The 15253-nt window shown below is 71.0% G+C and carries 13 protein-coding genes; 5 read left to right on the top strand and 8 right to left on the bottom strand.

Annotated features, from left to right (window positions below):
- Nucleotides 1-305 precede the first annotated feature (305 nt).
- The 3 genes from ACFYOV_RS15080 to ACFYOV_RS15070 all read left to right on the top strand — a co-directional run bounded on the left by ACFYOV_RS15080 (nucleotide 306) and on the right by ACFYOV_RS15070 (nucleotide 5913).
- Complete coding sequence (locus ACFYOV_RS15080; protein WP_389087487.1) at nucleotides 306-2318, top strand: glycosyltransferase family 2 protein; 2013 nt, start codon at nucleotides 306-308, stop codon at nucleotides 2316-2318.
- Nucleotides 2315-4255 carry a galactose oxidase-like domain-containing protein gene (locus tag ACFYOV_RS15075; protein ID WP_389087485.1) on the top strand — a complete coding sequence of 647 codons (1941 nt, stop codon included), beginning with the start codon at nucleotides 2315-2317 and terminating at the stop codon, nucleotides 4253-4255. Before ACFYOV_RS15080 ends, ACFYOV_RS15075 begins: the two co-directional genes overlap by 4 nt.
- A 281-nt stretch (nucleotides 4256-4536) precedes the next feature.
- Nucleotides 4537-5913, top strand: coding sequence for a M1 family metallopeptidase (locus ACFYOV_RS15070; protein WP_389087482.1), 1377 nt, complete (start codon nucleotides 4537-4539; stop codon nucleotides 5911-5913).
- A 96-nt stretch (nucleotides 5914-6009) separates the two neighbouring features.
- Here the strand turns inward: ACFYOV_RS15070 and ACFYOV_RS15065 are convergent, their stop codons facing one another.
- The 6 genes from ACFYOV_RS15065 to ACFYOV_RS15040 all read right to left on the bottom strand — a co-directional run bounded on the left by ACFYOV_RS15065 (nucleotide 6010) and on the right by ACFYOV_RS15040 (nucleotide 11719).
- Entirely contained in the window at nucleotides 6010-7044 is a 1035-nt protein-coding gene (locus ACFYOV_RS15065; protein WP_389087480.1) for a glycoside hydrolase family 6 protein, read from the bottom strand.
- A 263-nt stretch (nucleotides 7045-7307) separates the two neighbouring features.
- Nucleotides 7308-7976: a class F sortase gene (locus ACFYOV_RS15060; RefSeq protein WP_389087477.1), complete on the bottom strand. Its 669-nt coding sequence runs from the start codon at nucleotides 7974-7976 to the stop codon at nucleotides 7308-7310.
- 2 nt (nucleotides 7977-7978) lie between these two features.
- The gene (locus ACFYOV_RS15055; protein ID WP_389087475.1) at nucleotides 7979-8533 is read right to left on the bottom strand and encodes a hypothetical protein; all 555 of its coding nucleotides are present in this window, start codon (nucleotides 8531-8533) and stop codon (nucleotides 7979-7981) included.
- A 127-nt stretch (nucleotides 8534-8660) separates the two neighbouring features.
- A complete protein-coding gene (locus tag ACFYOV_RS15050; RefSeq protein WP_389087473.1) occupies nucleotides 8661-9440 on the bottom strand; it encodes an HAD-IIA family hydrolase in 780 nt (259 codons plus the stop codon).
- Between the two features lie 227 nt (nucleotides 9441-9667).
- On the bottom strand, nucleotides 9668-10504 hold the full coding sequence (locus ACFYOV_RS15045; protein ID WP_389087470.1) for a hypothetical protein: 837 nt from the start codon (nucleotides 10502-10504) through the stop codon (nucleotides 9668-9670).
- A 99-nt stretch (nucleotides 10505-10603) separates the two neighbouring features.
- Complete coding sequence (locus ACFYOV_RS15040) at nucleotides 10604-11719, bottom strand: ROK family protein (RefSeq protein WP_389087468.1); 1116 nt, start codon at nucleotides 11717-11719, stop codon at nucleotides 10604-10606.
- 56 nt (nucleotides 11720-11775) lie between these two features.
- Here ACFYOV_RS15040 and ACFYOV_RS15035 point away from each other — a divergent pair, with 56 nt between their 5' ends.
- Nucleotides 11776-12849 carry a Gfo/Idh/MocA family oxidoreductase gene (locus ACFYOV_RS15035; RefSeq protein WP_389087465.1) on the top strand — a complete coding sequence of 358 codons (1074 nt, stop codon included), beginning with the start codon at nucleotides 11776-11778 and terminating at the stop codon, nucleotides 12847-12849.
- Nucleotides 12846-13364 (top strand): heme-degrading domain-containing protein, encoded by a 519-nt coding sequence (locus ACFYOV_RS15030; RefSeq protein WP_389087463.1) that lies wholly within the window; start codon nucleotides 12846-12848, stop codon nucleotides 13362-13364. The genes ACFYOV_RS15035 and ACFYOV_RS15030 overlap by 4 nt, the downstream gene beginning before the upstream one ends.
- Nucleotides 13365-13501: 137 nt before the next feature.
- Here ACFYOV_RS15030 and ACFYOV_RS15025 read toward each other — a convergent pair whose 3' ends face one another.
- The gene (locus ACFYOV_RS15025; RefSeq protein WP_389087461.1) at nucleotides 13502-14359 is read right to left on the bottom strand and encodes a fumarylacetoacetate hydrolase family protein; all 858 of its coding nucleotides are present in this window, start codon (nucleotides 14357-14359) and stop codon (nucleotides 13502-13504) included.
- 151 nt (nucleotides 14360-14510) lie between these two features.
- Complete coding sequence (locus ACFYOV_RS15020; RefSeq protein WP_389087459.1) at nucleotides 14511-15227, bottom strand: YidC/Oxa1 family membrane protein insertase; 717 nt, start codon at nucleotides 15225-15227, stop codon at nucleotides 14511-14513.
- Between the last annotated feature and the right edge of the window lie 26 nt (nucleotides 15228-15253).

Below are 15253 nucleotides of genomic sequence, written 5' to 3'. Positions count from 1 at the left end.
CCCCGTGTTTCGCATCTTGCGATCATGATGAACACCGTAGAACCTGGGTTCTTCAAGTTGCCGCGAGTCCGCGGCAGTTGGGGGCGGGAAACCGGTTGCTGACGGTTCGGGGTGTGGGGCCCCGGTCGTGCGCCGATGCCGAGGGGGGCATCATGCAACCGGAAGGGCGCTGTGCCGTGTCTATAAGGTGTGGACGACGTGGTGACAGCGGTCAACCACTGACACGTCTGTGGGGTCGAGGGGGACCGGACAGACGGAAGGAAGCGACGAAACACGCGGTGCTGCCGCGTGTGGGGGGATGACTCATGACGTCGACGCCGACGGGCGCCGAGAGGGACCACGACCCGTCTCAGACCACCCAGCTCAGGGTGCCTGCCCATCGGACAGGAAACACGGGCGCGTTCCGCCGGATCAAGAAGACGCTGCCGAGATACGACTACGAGCACTACAGCAGGCTCGCGGGTCCCCTCACCCAGCCCGATCCGAACAAGCCGTACAAGGTGCAGTACCGCTCGCTGATCTCGCAGGAGCCGCACCGCATCCGCATCGCGCTGATGCTGGCCGCGGCCCCGGTGCTGTCGCTGGTCCTGCTGGTGTGGCTGCTCCAGCCCTCGCACTGGACCGAGCGCGACTATCCGGCGTTCGAGTGGCTGCCGACCCTCGACATGGTGATGCTGGTCTCGATCGGCCTGATCGAGTTCTTCCGCTGCATGAACGTGCTGTCGAACGCGCACGCCACGCTGGTCGCCCGCGACCCGATCCCGGTCGTGCCCGAGACCGGCACGCGAGTGGCTTTCCTCACCTCCTTCGTGCCCGGCAAGGAGCCGCTGGAGATGGTGACGAAGACCCTGGAGGCGGCGGTCAAGATCCGCCACCGGGGCGTCATGCACGTCTGGCTGCTCGACGAGGGCGACGACCCCGAGGTGAAGGCGGTCTGCGAGCGCCTCGGCGTGCACCACTTCTCCCGCAAGGGCGTCGCGAAGTGGAACCAGGCCAAGGGCCCGCACCGCGCCAAGACCAAGCACGGCAACTACAACGCGTGGCTCGAGGCGCACGGCGACGACTACGACTTCTTCGCCTCCGTCGACACCGACCACGTGCCACTGCCGAACTACCTGGAGCGGATGCTCGGCTTCTTCCGCGACCCGGACGTCGGCTTCGTCATCGGCCCCCAGGTCTACGGCAATTACGACAACTTCGTCACCAAGGCCGCCGAGTCGCAGCAGTTCCTCTTCCACGCGCTGATCCAGCGCGCCGGCAACGCCTACGGCGCTCCGATGTTCGTGGGCACCTCCAACGCCGTGCGCATCAAGGCCCTCAAGCAGATCGGCGGTCTGTACGACTCGATCACCGAGGACATGGCGACCGGCTTCGAGATGCACCGCGCCAAGAACCCGGCGACGGGACGCAAGTGGCGCTCGGTCTACACCCCGGACGTGCTCGCGGTCGGTGAGGGCCCCAACGCCTGGACGGACTTCTTCACCCAGCAGATGCGCTGGTCGCGGGGTACGTACGAGACGATCCTCAAGCAGTACTGGAAGGGCTGGTTCTCGCTTCCGCCGAGCAAGCTCTTCAACTACACGATGATGATCATCTTCTACCCGATGTCGGCCCTCAACTGGATCCTGGCGGCGCTCAGCTGTGCGCTGTTCCTGGGCCTGGGCGCCTCGGGTGTGAACATCGACCCGACCATCTGGCTGATGCTCTACGGCAACGCCTCCGCGCTGCAGATCGGCCTGTACGTCTGGAACCGCCGCCACAACGTCTCGCCGCACGAGCCGGAGGGCTCCGGCGGTGTGGCCGGCATGGTCATGTCCGCGCTGTCGGCACCGCTCTATGCGAAGGCGCTGATCGACTCGGTGCTGCGCCGCAAGAGCAAGTTCGTGGTCACACCCAAGGGCGACTCCGCGAGCCCGGACACCTGGTTCGGCACCTTCCGGTACCACTGGTACTTCATCCTGATCTTCGGTGGCTCCATCGCCGCCGGCATCGTCTACGGACACGCGCACCCGGCGATGGTGACCTGGGCCACGTTCGCCCTGCTGATCACGGCGGCGCCGATGTTCGCCTGGCGCCACGGCATGCGGCAGGACCGGAAGAAGCCGGGCGCCCACTCCGCGGGCCGGCCGCAGGACGGCGGCGGGGACCCGGGGACCCGGCCACTGCCGCAGGCGGGACAGCCGCACGCGCCGCAGGACCGGCCCAGCTGGGCCGACGCGGCCGCCGGACCGGGTGGGCCCGCGGGCCCCGGGGGTGCCCCGGGCAACGACCAGACCATGCAGATCGCCCTTGGTGGACTTGGGGGACGTAAGGAATGAAGGACCGTGCAGGCCGCCGTCGCGCCCGTCGGATCGCGATAGGCACGGCGGTGGTACTCGCGCTGGCCGGAATGAACGGGCCGTGGCTGTATCGCGTCGGCACCGAGAAATACCACCAGTACAAGATCAATCAACCCGAGTACAAGGCCGCCAACGGCAAGTGGGAGATCGTCGAGTTCCCCGAGGAGTACCGGCAGAACACGATCCACGCGGCGCTGCTGCGCACCGGCAAGGTGCTGCTCGTCGCGGGGTCGGGCAACAACCAGGACAACTTCGACGCGAAGAAGTACGACACGCGGATCTGGGACCCGATCAAGGGCACCATCAAGAAGGTCCCGACGCCGTCCGACCTGTTCTGCACGGGCCACACCCAGCTCGCCAACGGCAACCTGTTGATCGCGGGCGGCACCAAGCGGTACGAGAAGCTCAAGGGTGACGTGCAGAAGGCCGGCGGCCTGATGCTCGTCCACAACGAGAACCCGGACAAGCCGATCACCCTGCCCGCGGGCACCAGGTTCACCGGCAAGGAGAACGGCAAGACCTTCGTCTCGAAGGACCCGGTGCTCGTCCCGCGCGCCAAGAAGAACTTCGACAAGACGACCGGCGAGTTCCTGGGCACCACCGCGGGCGTCGGCCGCATCTACGTCGAGGCGCAGAAGGAAGGCGCCAAGTACGAGACCGGCACGCAGGACAACTACCGCGTGCAGGGCCTCACCGGCGTCGACGCGCGCAACACGTACGGCATCGCCGAGAAGCTCGCCCTGGACAAGAAGGACTTCCAGGGTATCCGGGACGCCTACGAGTTCGACCCCGTGGCCGAGAAGTACATCAAGGTCGACCCGATGAAGGAGGCCCGCTGGTACCCGACGCTCACCACCCTGAGCGACGGGAAGATCCTCAGCGTCTCCGGCCTCGACGACATAGGCCAGTTGGTCCCGGGCAAGAACGAGATCTACGACCCGAAGACCAAGAAGTGGACCTACACCGAGAAGGTCCGCCAGTTCCCGACCTACCCCGCGCTGTTCCTGATGCAGAACGGCAAGGTCTTCTACTCGGGCTCCAACGCGGGCTACGGGCCGGACGACGTGGGCCGCGACCCCGGCGTCTGGGACGTGGAGACCAACAAGTTCACCAAGATCCCCGGGCTCAGCGACCCCAAGCTGATGGAGACGTCCGGCACCGTGCTGCTGCCGCCGGCCCAGGACGAGAAGTACATGGTGATCGGCGGCGGCGGCGTCGGCGAGTCCCGCGAGGCCAGCGAGAAGACCCGGATCGTCGACCTCAAGGCCGGCAGCCCGCGCTTCGTGGACGGCCCCTCCATGGAGAAGGGCACCCGCTACCCGCAGGCCTCGATCCTGCCGAACGACGAGGTGCTGGTGTCCGGCGGCTCCGAGGACTACCGCGGCCGCGGTGACTCCAACATCCTCCAGGCGCGGATCTACGACACGGAGAAGAACGAGTTCAAGCGCGTCGCCGACCCGCTGGTGGGCCGCAACTACCACTCGGGCTCCATCCTGCTGCCCGACGGCCGGGTGATGTTCTTCGGCTCCGACTCGCTGTTCGCCGACAAGGCCAACACCAAGCCGGGCAAGTTCGAGCAGCGCATCGAGATCTACACGCCGCCGTACCTGTACGGCGACGGCGAGCAGCCCGACCTGTCGGGCGGCCCGAAGACCATCGCACACGGCGAGTCGGCCACCTTCACCTCGAAGGACGCCGCCTCGGTCAAGAAGGTGCGGCTGATCCGGCCGAGCGCCACCACCCACGTCACCGACGTGGATCAGCGCTCCGTCGCGCTGGACTTCGAGGCCGACGGCGACCGGCTCACGGTGACGATGCCGAAGAACCGGAACCTGGTGCAGGCGGGCTGGTACATGATGTTCGTGACCGACGGCGAGGGCACGCCCAGCCGGGCGCAGTGGGTCAAGGTGCCCTGAGCACGTCGGCTCACCCGGAGCGAACACCGGCAAGGGGCGTTCTCCGCGACCGCGGAGGGCGCCCCTTGCCGGTGTCCCGGCCCGAAGGGTCCCCGACCTCCGACAAAGGTTTTACCGGCCCCGGGGCAACCCGGAGGCAGTGGAGGGTTTCTGACCACTCGCGTCCCCCGATCGATTGGAGACACGAGATGAGCCCTGGGAGAACGCATGACCACCGGCTTCGGCCGTCGGCCCCCGTCCGTCGGCCCGGCTGGGTTCCGGCCGCAGCGTGCCTTCTGGCCATGACGGTCTCCTGCACCGGCTCCATGTCGGGGGACGGTGCCGCTGGGGCGTCGAAGCCCGGCGCGGCCGGGGTGGGTGACCGGCTGTTTCCCGCACTGGGCAATGGCGGCTACGACGTGACGCATTACGGCCTGTCCCTGGATTACGTGCCCGAGACCAACCGTCTCAGGGGCACGGCTGTCATCACAGCGCGCGCCACCCAGGACCTGAGCCGCTTCAACCTGGACCTGGCAGGGCTGCAGGTCCGCCTGGTCACGGTGCAGGGCGAGAAGGCCCCATACGCCCGTGAGAAGGACGAGTTGCTGGTGACACCGGCGAAGCCGGTCGACGACGGCGACGTCTTCAGGACGGTCGTCACCTATGACGGCACCCCCCGCACGATCGAGGACGACGACGGAAGCCTGGAAGGCTGGATCGAGACCGACGACGGCTCGACCGCCCTCGGCCAGCCTGCCGGTTCCATGACCTGGTTCCCGGGCAACCACCACCCCTCGGACAAGGCCACGTACGACATCACGGTCACCGTGCCCGAAGACGAGGACGGCAACCCCTACGACGTGGTCGCCAACGGGGAGTTGACCGGGGAGGCGGACAAGGGCGGGAAGACGACCCGGCACTGGCGCACCAGGGAGCCCATGGCCGGCTACCTCGCCCACGTCTCCGTCGGCTACTTCGAGGTCGACAAGGGCTGGACCGCGGACGGCCTGCCCGTCTACATCGCCACCGATCCCGACGAGTCCGCGAGTGCCGCACACGTCGAAGCTCTGGTGCCCGAGATCGTCGGCTGGGCGAGCGAACGCTTCGGGCCCTACCCCTTCTCGTCCACCGGCGCCGTCGTCGACCATCTGCCCGGGCTCGGCTACGCCCTGGAGACGCAGACCAAACCCTACTTCGAGGAGGCGCCGGACGAGTCACTGCTCGTGCACGAGCTCGCGCACCAGTGGTTCGGCAACTCCGTCACCCCGCGCAGGTGGAAGGACATCTGGCTGAGCGAGGGCATGGCCACCTACGCGGAGTGGCTCTGGGAGGAGGAGCGGGGCGGCAGGAACACCGAGGAGATCTTCGAGGACTTCTACGGCGGTACGGATCCCGAGAGCGAGGGCATCTGGGCCTTCCCTCCGGCCGATCCTCCCGACGCGGCACACGTCTCCGACCCGCCCGTCTACGGCCGCGGAGCCATGGTCCTGCACAAGGTGCGTGAGGCCGTCGGCGACGAGATCTTCTTCGGCATTCTCCGCACCTGGACCCGACAGCACCGGCACGGCAACGCCGACACCGGACAGTTCGTCGCCCTGTGCGAGGCCAGGTCCGGGAAGAACCTGAAGCAGCTCTTCGACGTCTGGCTCTTCGACGAGAAGAAGCCGTCCCGGATGTGACGGTGCGACCGGGCCGCCACCTCGTACCGGGCGGCGGTCGGTCTCACGTCGTTCCGCTGCGGGCGGGATCCGTTGAAGACGGACGCCGGGGCCGGGTCAGTCGCTGGCCTTGGCGAGTTCGAGGGCGTAGTCCGCCCACCACTGGCCGGCCTTGGGGCCGCCCTTGCACTCGCCGTCCGACTCGCCGGGGCGCTTGACCCACAGGTACGCGTCGACCAGCGGGTCCGCCGTCTTCACCGTGGGCGTCTCGCCGAGGGCGCGGCCGGGCGGGTTGCACCAGCGCTCGTCCGGGGAGCCCTCGGTGTACGGGCCGTTGCCGTTGCGGCTGGTGTCGATGACGAAGGGCTTGTTGCCCACCTTGGCGGAGAGCTGCTTGCCGTAGGCGATGGAGTCCCCGGTGGAGTAGAAGTTGGAGACGTTCACCGAGAAGCCGTCGGCCTGGTCGATCCCGGCCCGCTTGAGGGGATCGAATATCTGGTCGAGGTTGCCCCAGCCGGCGTTGCCGGCGTCCAGGTACACCTTGGTGTTCTTCAGGCCGGCGAGTTCGGTGACGGCGCCCTTGAGGAGGTCGTAGCGCTCCTCGTGGAACTGCTGCGGGGTGCAGCCGTCCACGAGGTGGAGTATCGCGTCGGGCTCCAGGATCACGGTCGCCGGGCGGTCCCCGATGCCCTTGGCCACGGCGTCGACGAAGCCGCGGTAGGCGTTGCCGTCGGCGGCGCCGCCCTGGGAGTACTGGCCGCAGTCGCGGTGCGGGATGTTGTAGAGGACGAGCAGCGCGGTACGGCCGGCCTTGTCGGCGGCCTCGGTGAAGCCGCGGGCCTGTTCCTCGGGGTTCTCCGGGCTGATCCACTCGGCGACGGGCTGCTCGGCGATCTTGCGGATCTGCTCGGCCTCCGCCTTCTTGCCGTCCTTGCGGAGCTCGGCGACCTTCCGCGCGGCGAGACCCTCGGGGTTGACCCAGTAGGGGGCGGACTCCTTCGGCTGCTGCGTGATCACCGGGCCGGCCGCGCCGCCGGTGTCCTCACCCTTGTCGTCGGCCGAGGAACACCCCGTGACCAGCAGTGCTCCTCCCAGCACCACTGCGGCCGCCCGCCTCCCGGCGAACGCCCCGACCCCCCTGCTGCCGTACATCCAACCCCCCTTGGGTGCACTTGTTCCACGTGTTCCGAGCCCCAATCCTGACATACGCCCGGTGGGGGCCACGAGCGTGATCGCTCCTTGGTCCACGACCTGTGACACTCGGGCTCCCGGGACCCGCCCGCGCGTCCCCGCCGCCGGACGGACCGCCGGCCACCTGCGACGATCACGAAACGTGACGCGGGCGGGATGCGGTGCACGCCAAGCCCTGGGGGACGGGGGACGGGGGCGGGTCCGGTGGGGTGACGGCGGAGGGCTCAGTGGGCGGTTCCCGTGAGGTACGCCGAGACGACGACGTTCGCGGTGTAGGAGCGGCTCGCCCGGTCGAAGCTGCCGCCGCAGGTGATCAGGCGCAGTTCGGCCCGGCCGGTGCGGCGCGGACCGTAGGCCTGGTGGGCGTCGAAGCCGTCGCGGGTGAGGACCTGGACGTCCTCGATGGTGAACTCGGCGACCCGGGCGTCGGCGCGGACCACCCGGATCTTCTGGCCGGGGCGCAACGTGCTCACCTTGTAGAAGACGGCGGGCCGGGACTCGGTGTCGACGTGACCGACCATCACCGCGGTGCCCGCCGCCCCGGGCGCCGCCCCGCCCTTGTACCAGCCGACCACTCCGGGCTGCTCGAAGGGCGGGGGTGCCGGCGCGCCGCCGGAGTCCAGACCGCGGGAGACCACCGGCGCCTGGACGCCCACGCCGGGGATGTCGAGGCGCTGGGGCAGCGCGGCGCCCAGGGGGCGGTGCGCGGGCGGGAGGTCGACCCGCGGCGGGCGGCCCGCCGCGGCCATGTCGCCGGTGGTGGGGCCGGAGGTACCGGGCGGTACGTCGGTCACCTCGCGTCCCCACATCCAGAGCCCGAGCAGCAGCACCACCCAGGCCACGCCGGTGATCAGGCGCCCGGTGCCGGACGGGGAGTGATCGTGGTCGGACATGGTCAGCCCGTTCCGCGGCTCCGCCGGACCCGGCCGCGCACGACGGCCGCGCCCGCGACCGAGGCCAGCAGCAGCCCGGTCACCACCTGACCCGTGCCGGGCCCTTCCTCGTCCGTGTCCGTGGCGGACAGCCGGGCGGTGCCGCCTCCGCCGGCCGCCACGGGGGCGACGGGCGAGGGGGTGTCCCGGCCGGTGGGCGGCTCGGTCGTGTTCCCGGGCCTGTGGTGGGCGGGGGCGACGGTGATCAGGCCCTTGCGCTCCTTCTCGCCGCAGTTGACCTTCACGTCGTAGACGCCGGCGGTGAGGGAGGAGCGGACGCGGCTCTCCCCGACGAGCACGCCGTCGGCGACGGTGAGCCGTACCTCGGAGACGAACGCCGCGGACACGGCGACCGCCGTGCGCTCGGTGCACTCGGCCACCTTCAGGGTGACGTCGGTACCGGGGGCGGGCGCCGTCGGGGTCACCGAGATGCCCCCGTCGTCCGCGGCGTACGCCGCCGGGGCGAGTGCCGCGGCAGCCAGGACGGTCGTACACAGAGTGAAGCGCAGTGAACCCATCGTGAACCTCCAGTCGTCTGGAGCCTCCCCCGCGCGGCGGTGTGCCGCATCCCCGGGGGTGGGTTCGCTGCTCCGTACGGGTGGACACCGGCGCGGGTGGGGTTTGGGCCACCGCGCGGAACCGGTGTCAGACCAGGTCGACGAGGTCCGCGATGGAGTCGACGACCTTCGACGGGCGGTACGGGAAGTTCTCCACCTGCTCGGGCGCGGTCAGCCCGGTGAGCACCAGGAACGTCTTCATCCCGGCCTCGATGCCCGCGAGCACGTCCGTGTCCATGCGGTCGCCGATCATCGCGCTGCTCTCGGAGTGCGCCCCGATGGTGTTGAGCCCGGTGCGCATCATCAGCGGGTTCGGCTTGCCGGCGAAGTACGGCTGCTTCCCGGTCGCCTTGGTGATCAGCGCGGCCACCGCGCCGGTCGCGGGGAGCGGCCCCTCGGTGGAGGGGCCGGTCTCGTCGGGGTTGGTGCAGATGAAGCGGGCGCCGGCGTTGATCAGGCGGACCGCCTTGGTCATGGCCTCGAAGGAGTAGGTGCGGGTCTCGCCGAGGACGACGTAGTCGGGGTCGTGGTCGGTGAGGATGTAGCCGATGTCGTGCAGCGCGGTGGTCAGACCGGCCTCGCCGATGACGTACGCCGATCCGTTGGGGCGCTGGTCGTCGAGGAACTTGGAAGTGGCGAGCGCGGAGGTCCAGATGTTCTCGATCGGCACCTCGAGGCCCATGCGGCGCAGCCGGGCGTGCAGGTCGCGCGGGGTGTAGATCGAGTTGTTGGTGAGGACCAGGAAGGGCTTGCCGGACTCGCGGAGCTTCTTGATGAAGGCGTCGGCGCCGGGGATCGGTACGCCCTCGTGGATCAGTACCCCGTCCATGTCGGTGAGCCATGACTCTATGGGCTTGCGGTCTGCCATGTGTGTCGAACTCCTGGCGTGCGTACGGGCAGGACTGGGGCGCCGGAACCACGGCGTACCGACACCCCCAGCCTAGTCAGGACAGGGTCGGACGGACCCCGTCGATCACCCAGTACCAGATGTGGGCCGCCGTATACCGCGGCAGGACACCGAAGCCGGGCCCGGGGCCCGCACCCGGTCGCGGTCGGGGGCGGCGGCTCGCGGTGGGCGGCGGCCGCGGGCCGGGGTCAGCGGCGGCCGCGGGCCAGGAGCAGGACGCCGGCCGCGGTGACCAGGACGGCGGCGGCGGTGAGGGCGGCGTGGAGGGGGCGGAAGCCGGTGCCGGCGAGCTGTCCGGGGAGGGGACGGCCGGGCGGGGCGGTGCCGGGGGCGGTGGGGAGGGGGGAGGCGGTTTCCGGTGCCGGCGGGGGTGGGGTGGCGCTCTGGTCGGTGGGGGCTCCGGTGCCGGGGGGCTGGGCGGTGCCCGGGGTGTCGGGGCGGGGCCGGTGGGCGGTCGCGGCGTCGATGCGGAAGCGGTAGTCGTCGGACTGCCCGACCCAGTCGCCGTCGGACGCGCGGCGCTGGACCACCGCGGCGGTGGCGGTGACCTCGTTGGCCACGGCGTCCGAGGTGATCGCGAGTCGCAGCTTGACGGTGAGGGTCCGGTGGGGGCCGACGGTGAAGCCGGGGAAGCCGTCGTCGAAGGGGCCGACCAGCTCGTCCCGGTCGGTCCTCTCGAACCGGACGGGGTGCGGCGTGCTTCCGGCGAAGAACTCCAGGGTCGGCTGGGACGGCCGGAGGGCGCGTTCCCTGTCGACGAGGACCACGACGGGGTGCACGTCCTCGCACACCCGGCCGGTGGTGTTCTTCAGGTCCAGGTACCAGGTGCCGTAGCCGCCGCCGGCCTCGTAGGAGCCGGGGCCGCCGTGGATGCGGGTGGCCAAGGGGAAGGACCGGCCGTCGGGAGCGGCGCAGGTGGGGCGGGGGCGCTGTGCGCCGTTCCCGGTCGCGTGGGCCGGGAACGGCACGGAGACGAGGGTGGCCGCCGCGGCCAGGCAGAGGGGCAGGGGTGTGCACAGTCGCATGAACACGTGACTGTGCCCGGTGGGGAGGGGCGCGGTGCGGCGGCGCTCCGTACGCTCAGATGAAAATCGCCCGGACAGCGGGAGGCCGTGCCGGTGCGGTCACCCCTCGGCTCTTCCGAACAACGGCGCCAGCAGGAGCTGGGCCGCGCCCTCCGCGACTCCCCGGGGGCCGCCGGGGGCGAGGCGTACGGGGAGGGTGCCGTCGGCCCGGCCCTCCCGGTGGGCCTGGGCGGTGAGGACGGCGGCGACTCCGTCGATGAAGGGCGCGGGAGCCGCGTCGATCGTGCGCCCGCCGAGGAGGACGAGGTCGATGTCCAGCAGGCCGACCAGGTTCGCGGCGCCGGTGCCGAGCACGCGTGCCGCCTCCTGGGTGTCGCCGCGCGCCACGGCGGCCAGGCACAGCGCCTCGATACAGCCCCGGTCGCCGCAGCCGCAGGGCGGGCCGTCGAGCTGGACGACCTGGTGGCCGAACTCCCCCGCGCCCGTGCGCGCACCCCGGTGCACGGTTCCGTCGATCACCAGGCCGGCCCCCAGACCCGTACCGAGGTGCAGGTACGCGAAGGAGCCGCCCTCACCGCCGGCCGCGAGGCCGAGGGCCGCCGCGTTGGTGTCCTTGTCGACCACCACCGGTACGCCGAGGCGCCGGGCGAGCGCGTCGCGCAGCGGGAAGCCGTCCCACTCCGGGAAGCCGGTGACACGGTGCAGGACGCCGCGCCGGTGGTCGAGGGGGCCGGGCAGCGCCACCCCGACGCCGAGAAGGGACGGGACCGCGGTGCCTGCGGTGAGGCGCCCGGTCTCCTCGGCCACCACGGCGAGCACGGCCTCCGCGCCCGCCCCCAGGTCCAGCGGGGTCCGGCGCTCCGCCGTCACCGTGCCCCTGAGGTCGACCAGGACCGTGCGCAGCTCGTCGCGGTCCAGGTGGACCCCGATCGCGTACCCGGCCTCCGGGACCAGGCGCAGCACCGTACGCGGCTTGCCGCCCGTGGACGCCCGGCGGCCGGCCTCCGCAGCGAGGCCCTCCTGCCGCAGCCGGGCGGTGATCTTGCTGACCGCCTGCGGGGTGAGGCCGGTGCGCTCGGCGAGTTCCAGGCGGCTGATGCCCTCCGGGCCGGCCGTGCGCAGCAGGTCCAGGACCAGCGCGGTGTTGTGGTGGCGCAGGGCGAGCAGATTCGCGCCCCCGCCCGTGCCGCCGCTTGCGCCGTTCGTCCAGTTCACCCACCCATTCTCATTCTGTGCTTGCACTTTGGCAACAGCGTTGCGAAAGTGGAGTCATGACTGGCACTCCCCTCCGCGTCGGCCTGATCGGCTACGGCCTCGCGGGTTCCGTGTTCCACGCCCCGCTGATCGCCGCGACCGAGGGCCTCGCGCTCGACACGGTGGTCACCTCGAACCCCGAGCGGCAGCGGCAGGCCCACGCCGAGTTCCCGGACGTCCGTCTCGCCGCCACCCCGGACGACCTGTTCACCCGGGCCGCCGAGCTGGACCTGGTCGTCATCGCCTCGCCGAACAGGACGCACGTCCCGCTCGCCACCGCCGCCCTGAAATCCGGGCTGGCGGTCGTCGTCGACAAGCCGATCGCGGGCGCGGCGGACGAGGCGCGCGAACTGGCCGCGCTGGCCGAGGAGCGCGAGGTGCTGCTCTCCGTGTTCCAGAACCGGCGGTGGGACAACGACTTCCTCACGCTGCGCGACCTGCTCTCCCGTGGCGAGCTGGGCGACGTCCACCGCTTCGAGTCCCGCTTCGAGCGCTGGCGGCCGCAGCTCAAGGGCGGCTGGCGGGAGTCCGGCGACCCCGCGGAGATCGGAGGTCTGCTCTACGACCTCGGCAGCCATGTCGTCGACCAGGCGCTCGTCCTCTTCGGCCCGGTGGCCTCCGTGTACGCCGAGTCGGACATCCGCCGCGAGGGCGCGCGGACCGACGACGACACCTTCATCGCGCTCACGCACGAGAACGGCGTCCGCTCCCACCTCTACGTCTCCGCCACCACGGCCCAGCTCGGCCCGCGCTTCCGGGTCCTCGGCTCCGAGGCGGGCTACGTGAAGCACGGCCTGGATCCGCAGGAGGCAGCACTGCGCGAGGGATCTCGGCCCGGCGGGGGCGGCGAGTGGGGCGCGGAGCCTGAGGAGCTGTGGGGCAGGATCGGCGCCGGGGAGTCCCCGGTGACCGGCGGCGGGCGCGTCGTGCCGACCCTGCCGGGCGACTACCCCGCCTACTACGCGGCCGTGGCGAAGGCCCTGCGGGACGGCGGCCCCAACCCGGTGACCGCGCAGGAGGCGGCCGCCGCCCTGGACGTACTGGAAGCGGCGCGTCGTTCCGCCCACGAGAAGGTGACGGTGACCCTGTGACCCCCCATCAGCACCCCGAAGTCACCCCCAAGTTCCACCCGGAGCTCACCCCCGGCGTCGAGGAGCTGGAGGCGCAGGAGCGGCGCCTGGTGTTCCGGCAGTTCACCCACGACGACGCCTGGGCACTGGGCTCGCTGATGGTGGAGCTGGCCCGCGAGCGCCAGGCCCCGGTCGCGATCGACATCCACCGCGCCGGCCAGCAGCTCTTCCACGCCGCCCTGCCCGGCTCCACGCCCGACAACGACGCCTGGATCGCCCGCAAGCGCCGGGTCGTGGAGCGCTACGGCTCCGCCTCCTACCTCGTGGGCGCCCGCCACCGCGCCAAGGGCACCACGTTCGAGGAGTCCTCCCGCCTGGATCCCGACACCTACGCGGCCCACGGCGGCTCGTTCCCCATCACCGTCGAGGGCGTGGGCGTGATCGGCGCGGTGACGGTCTCCGGCCTCCCCCAGCTCCAGGACCACCGCCTGGTGGTGGAGGCCCTGGAACGGTTCCTGAACGACCAGGGGTACTGACACGACGGGGCCTCTCCGGGGCGAGGGGCCCACTTGAAAGGGGCGCGGGGAACTGCGCGACCGGCCACACACAACCCGCAGCCGACAAGAAGCCGCGGCTCCCCGCCCCGTAGTCCCCCGCCCACCCCCGCGGAGCGCTACGCGTCCTTGAACTCCTGACGCTGCCGCCCCAGCCCCTCGATCTGCAGCTCCACCACATCCCCGGCCCGCAGGAACGGCTTCGGCTCCGGCTGCCCGAGCGCCACCCCCGCCGGCGTACCGGTGTTGACGACGTCACCCGGGTACAGCGTCATGAACCGGCTGACGTACCGCACGACCTCCCCCACCGGGAAGATCTGCTCGGCGGTCGTGCCGTCCTGCTTGAGCTCCCCGTTGACCCAGAGCCGCAGCGACAGGTTCTGTGGGTCGGCGACCTCGTCGGCGGTCACCAGCCACGGCCCCAGCGGGTTGAACGTCTCGCAGTTCTTCCCCTTGTCCCAGGTGCCGCCCCGCTCGATCTGGAACTCCCGCTCGGACACGTCGTGCGCCACCGCGTACCCGGCGACGTGCGCGAGCCCTTCCTCCGCCGTCTCCAGGTACCGCGCCGTACGCCCGATGACGACCGCCAGTTCGACCTCCCAGTCGGTCTTCACGGACCCGCGCGGCACCAGCACCGTGTCGTTCGGCCCGACGACCGTGTCCGCCGCCTTGAAGAAGATCACCGGCTCGGTCGGCGGCTCGGCGCCCGTCTCGCGCGCGTGGTCGTGGTAATTCAGCCCGATACAGACGATCTTGCCGATGCGTGCCAGCGGCGGCCCGATCCGCAGCCCCACCCCGTCCAGCACCGGCAGGTCGCCCGCGTCGGCGGCCGCCCGGATCCGGCCGAGGGCGGCCTCGTCGGCGAGCAGCGTCCCGTCGATGTCGGCGACGAGACCCGACAGGTCCCGCAGGGTTCCCTCGGCGTCGAGCAACGCCGGCCGCTCCCGCCCCGCCGTGCCGACTCTCAGCAGCTTCATGATCACGTCTCCCTCGATCGCGGGTCCCTCCGGCGCGTGCGCGGGGTGCGGCCGGGCGCAGCCGTCGGAGGACCTGGTCGATCCTCCAAGGCCACCGTCCACTCCGCAAGACCTTGTTCACGTAGCGGACCCGGCCCCCCCGCCCCCTTTCTCAGCGGTAGAGAGCGGCCCTCTCGACCACGCTCCATGTCGTACTGGTCACCACGTACAACGCGGCGGCCAGCGGCATCACGGCCACGGTGATGAGCGTGAGGAACGACATGAACGGCATCACCCTGGTCACCGCCCCCATGCCCGGCACCTGCTCCCCCACGTCACCACCGGTCAGCGCGGTGTTCGCGGCCATCATCCGCTTGGTCAGCCGGTAACTGACGGCGGCGACCACCAGGACGACCGCGAACAGCCCCGCGTAGACGAGCCCCGGCCCGCCGAAGGCGCCTCCGTCCCCCAGCGCGTCGGCCCACCGCCCGCCGAGCGGCGCGGCGAGCAGCTGATGCCCGAGCAGTTCGTTGGGCCGGCCGCCGATCGTCTCGCTGGAGAACAGGTAGTACAGGAGAAAGAGCGCCGGTACCTGGAAGAGGCTCGGCAGACATCCCGCCAGCGGCGACACCTTCTCCTTCGCATGCAGTTCGAGCACGGCCCGCTGAAGCCTCTCCGGGTCACACCCGTGTCTGCGGCGCAACTCGGCGATCCTCGGCTGGAGTTGGGCCCTCGCTTTCTGGCCGCGCGCGGCGGCCCGGGACAGGGGGTGGACGAGGAGTCGTACACATGCGGTGAACAGGACGATCGCGGCGGCCGCCGCGGACGCGCCGAACAACGGCTGGAGCAGGTCGGCCAGTTGCCCGACCAGGTGGGCGAAGACGGACAAGGGTGAGCCCTCCGGGGGTCTCGTCG

It is taken from the genome of Streptomyces sp. NPDC005931 (assembly GCF_042871235.1).
Lineage (GTDB): Bacteria > Actinomycetota > Actinomycetes > Streptomycetales > Streptomycetaceae > Streptomyces.
This window is presented reverse-complemented; position numbering and strand designations above follow the sequence as displayed.

Coding starts and splice junctions, on each gene's coding strand:
- ACFYOV_RS15080 (WP_389087487.1), top strand. CDS start 306: ATGACGTCGACGCCGACGGGCGCCGAGAGGGACCACGACCCGTCTCAG.
- ACFYOV_RS15075 (WP_389087485.1), top strand. CDS start 2,315: ATGAAGGACCGTGCAGGCCGCCGTCGCGCCCGTCGGATCGCGATAGGC.
- ACFYOV_RS15070 (WP_389087482.1), top strand. CDS start 4,537: ATGACGGTCTCCTGCACCGGCTCCATGTCGGGGGACGGTGCCGCTGGG.
- ACFYOV_RS15065 (WP_389087480.1), bottom strand. CDS start 7,044: ATGTACGGCAGCAGGGGGGTCGGGGCGTTCGCCGGGAGGCGGGCGGCC.
- ACFYOV_RS15060 (WP_389087477.1), bottom strand. CDS start 7,976: ATGTCCGACCACGATCACTCCCCGTCCGGCACCGGGCGCCTGATCACC.
- ACFYOV_RS15055 (WP_389087475.1), bottom strand. CDS start 8,533: ATGGGTTCACTGCGCTTCACTCTGTGTACGACCGTCCTGGCTGCCGCG.
- ACFYOV_RS15050 (WP_389087473.1), bottom strand. CDS start 9,440: ATGGCAGACCGCAAGCCCATAGAGTCATGGCTCACCGACATGGACGGG.
- ACFYOV_RS15045 (WP_389087470.1), bottom strand. CDS start 10,504: ATGCGACTGTGCACACCCCTGCCCCTCTGCCTGGCCGCGGCGGCCACC.
- ACFYOV_RS15035 (WP_389087465.1), top strand. CDS start 11,776: ATGACTGGCACTCCCCTCCGCGTCGGCCTGATCGGCTACGGCCTCGCG.
- ACFYOV_RS15025 (WP_389087461.1), bottom strand. CDS start 14,359: ATGAAGCTGCTGAGAGTCGGCACGGCGGGGCGGGAGCGGCCGGCGTTG.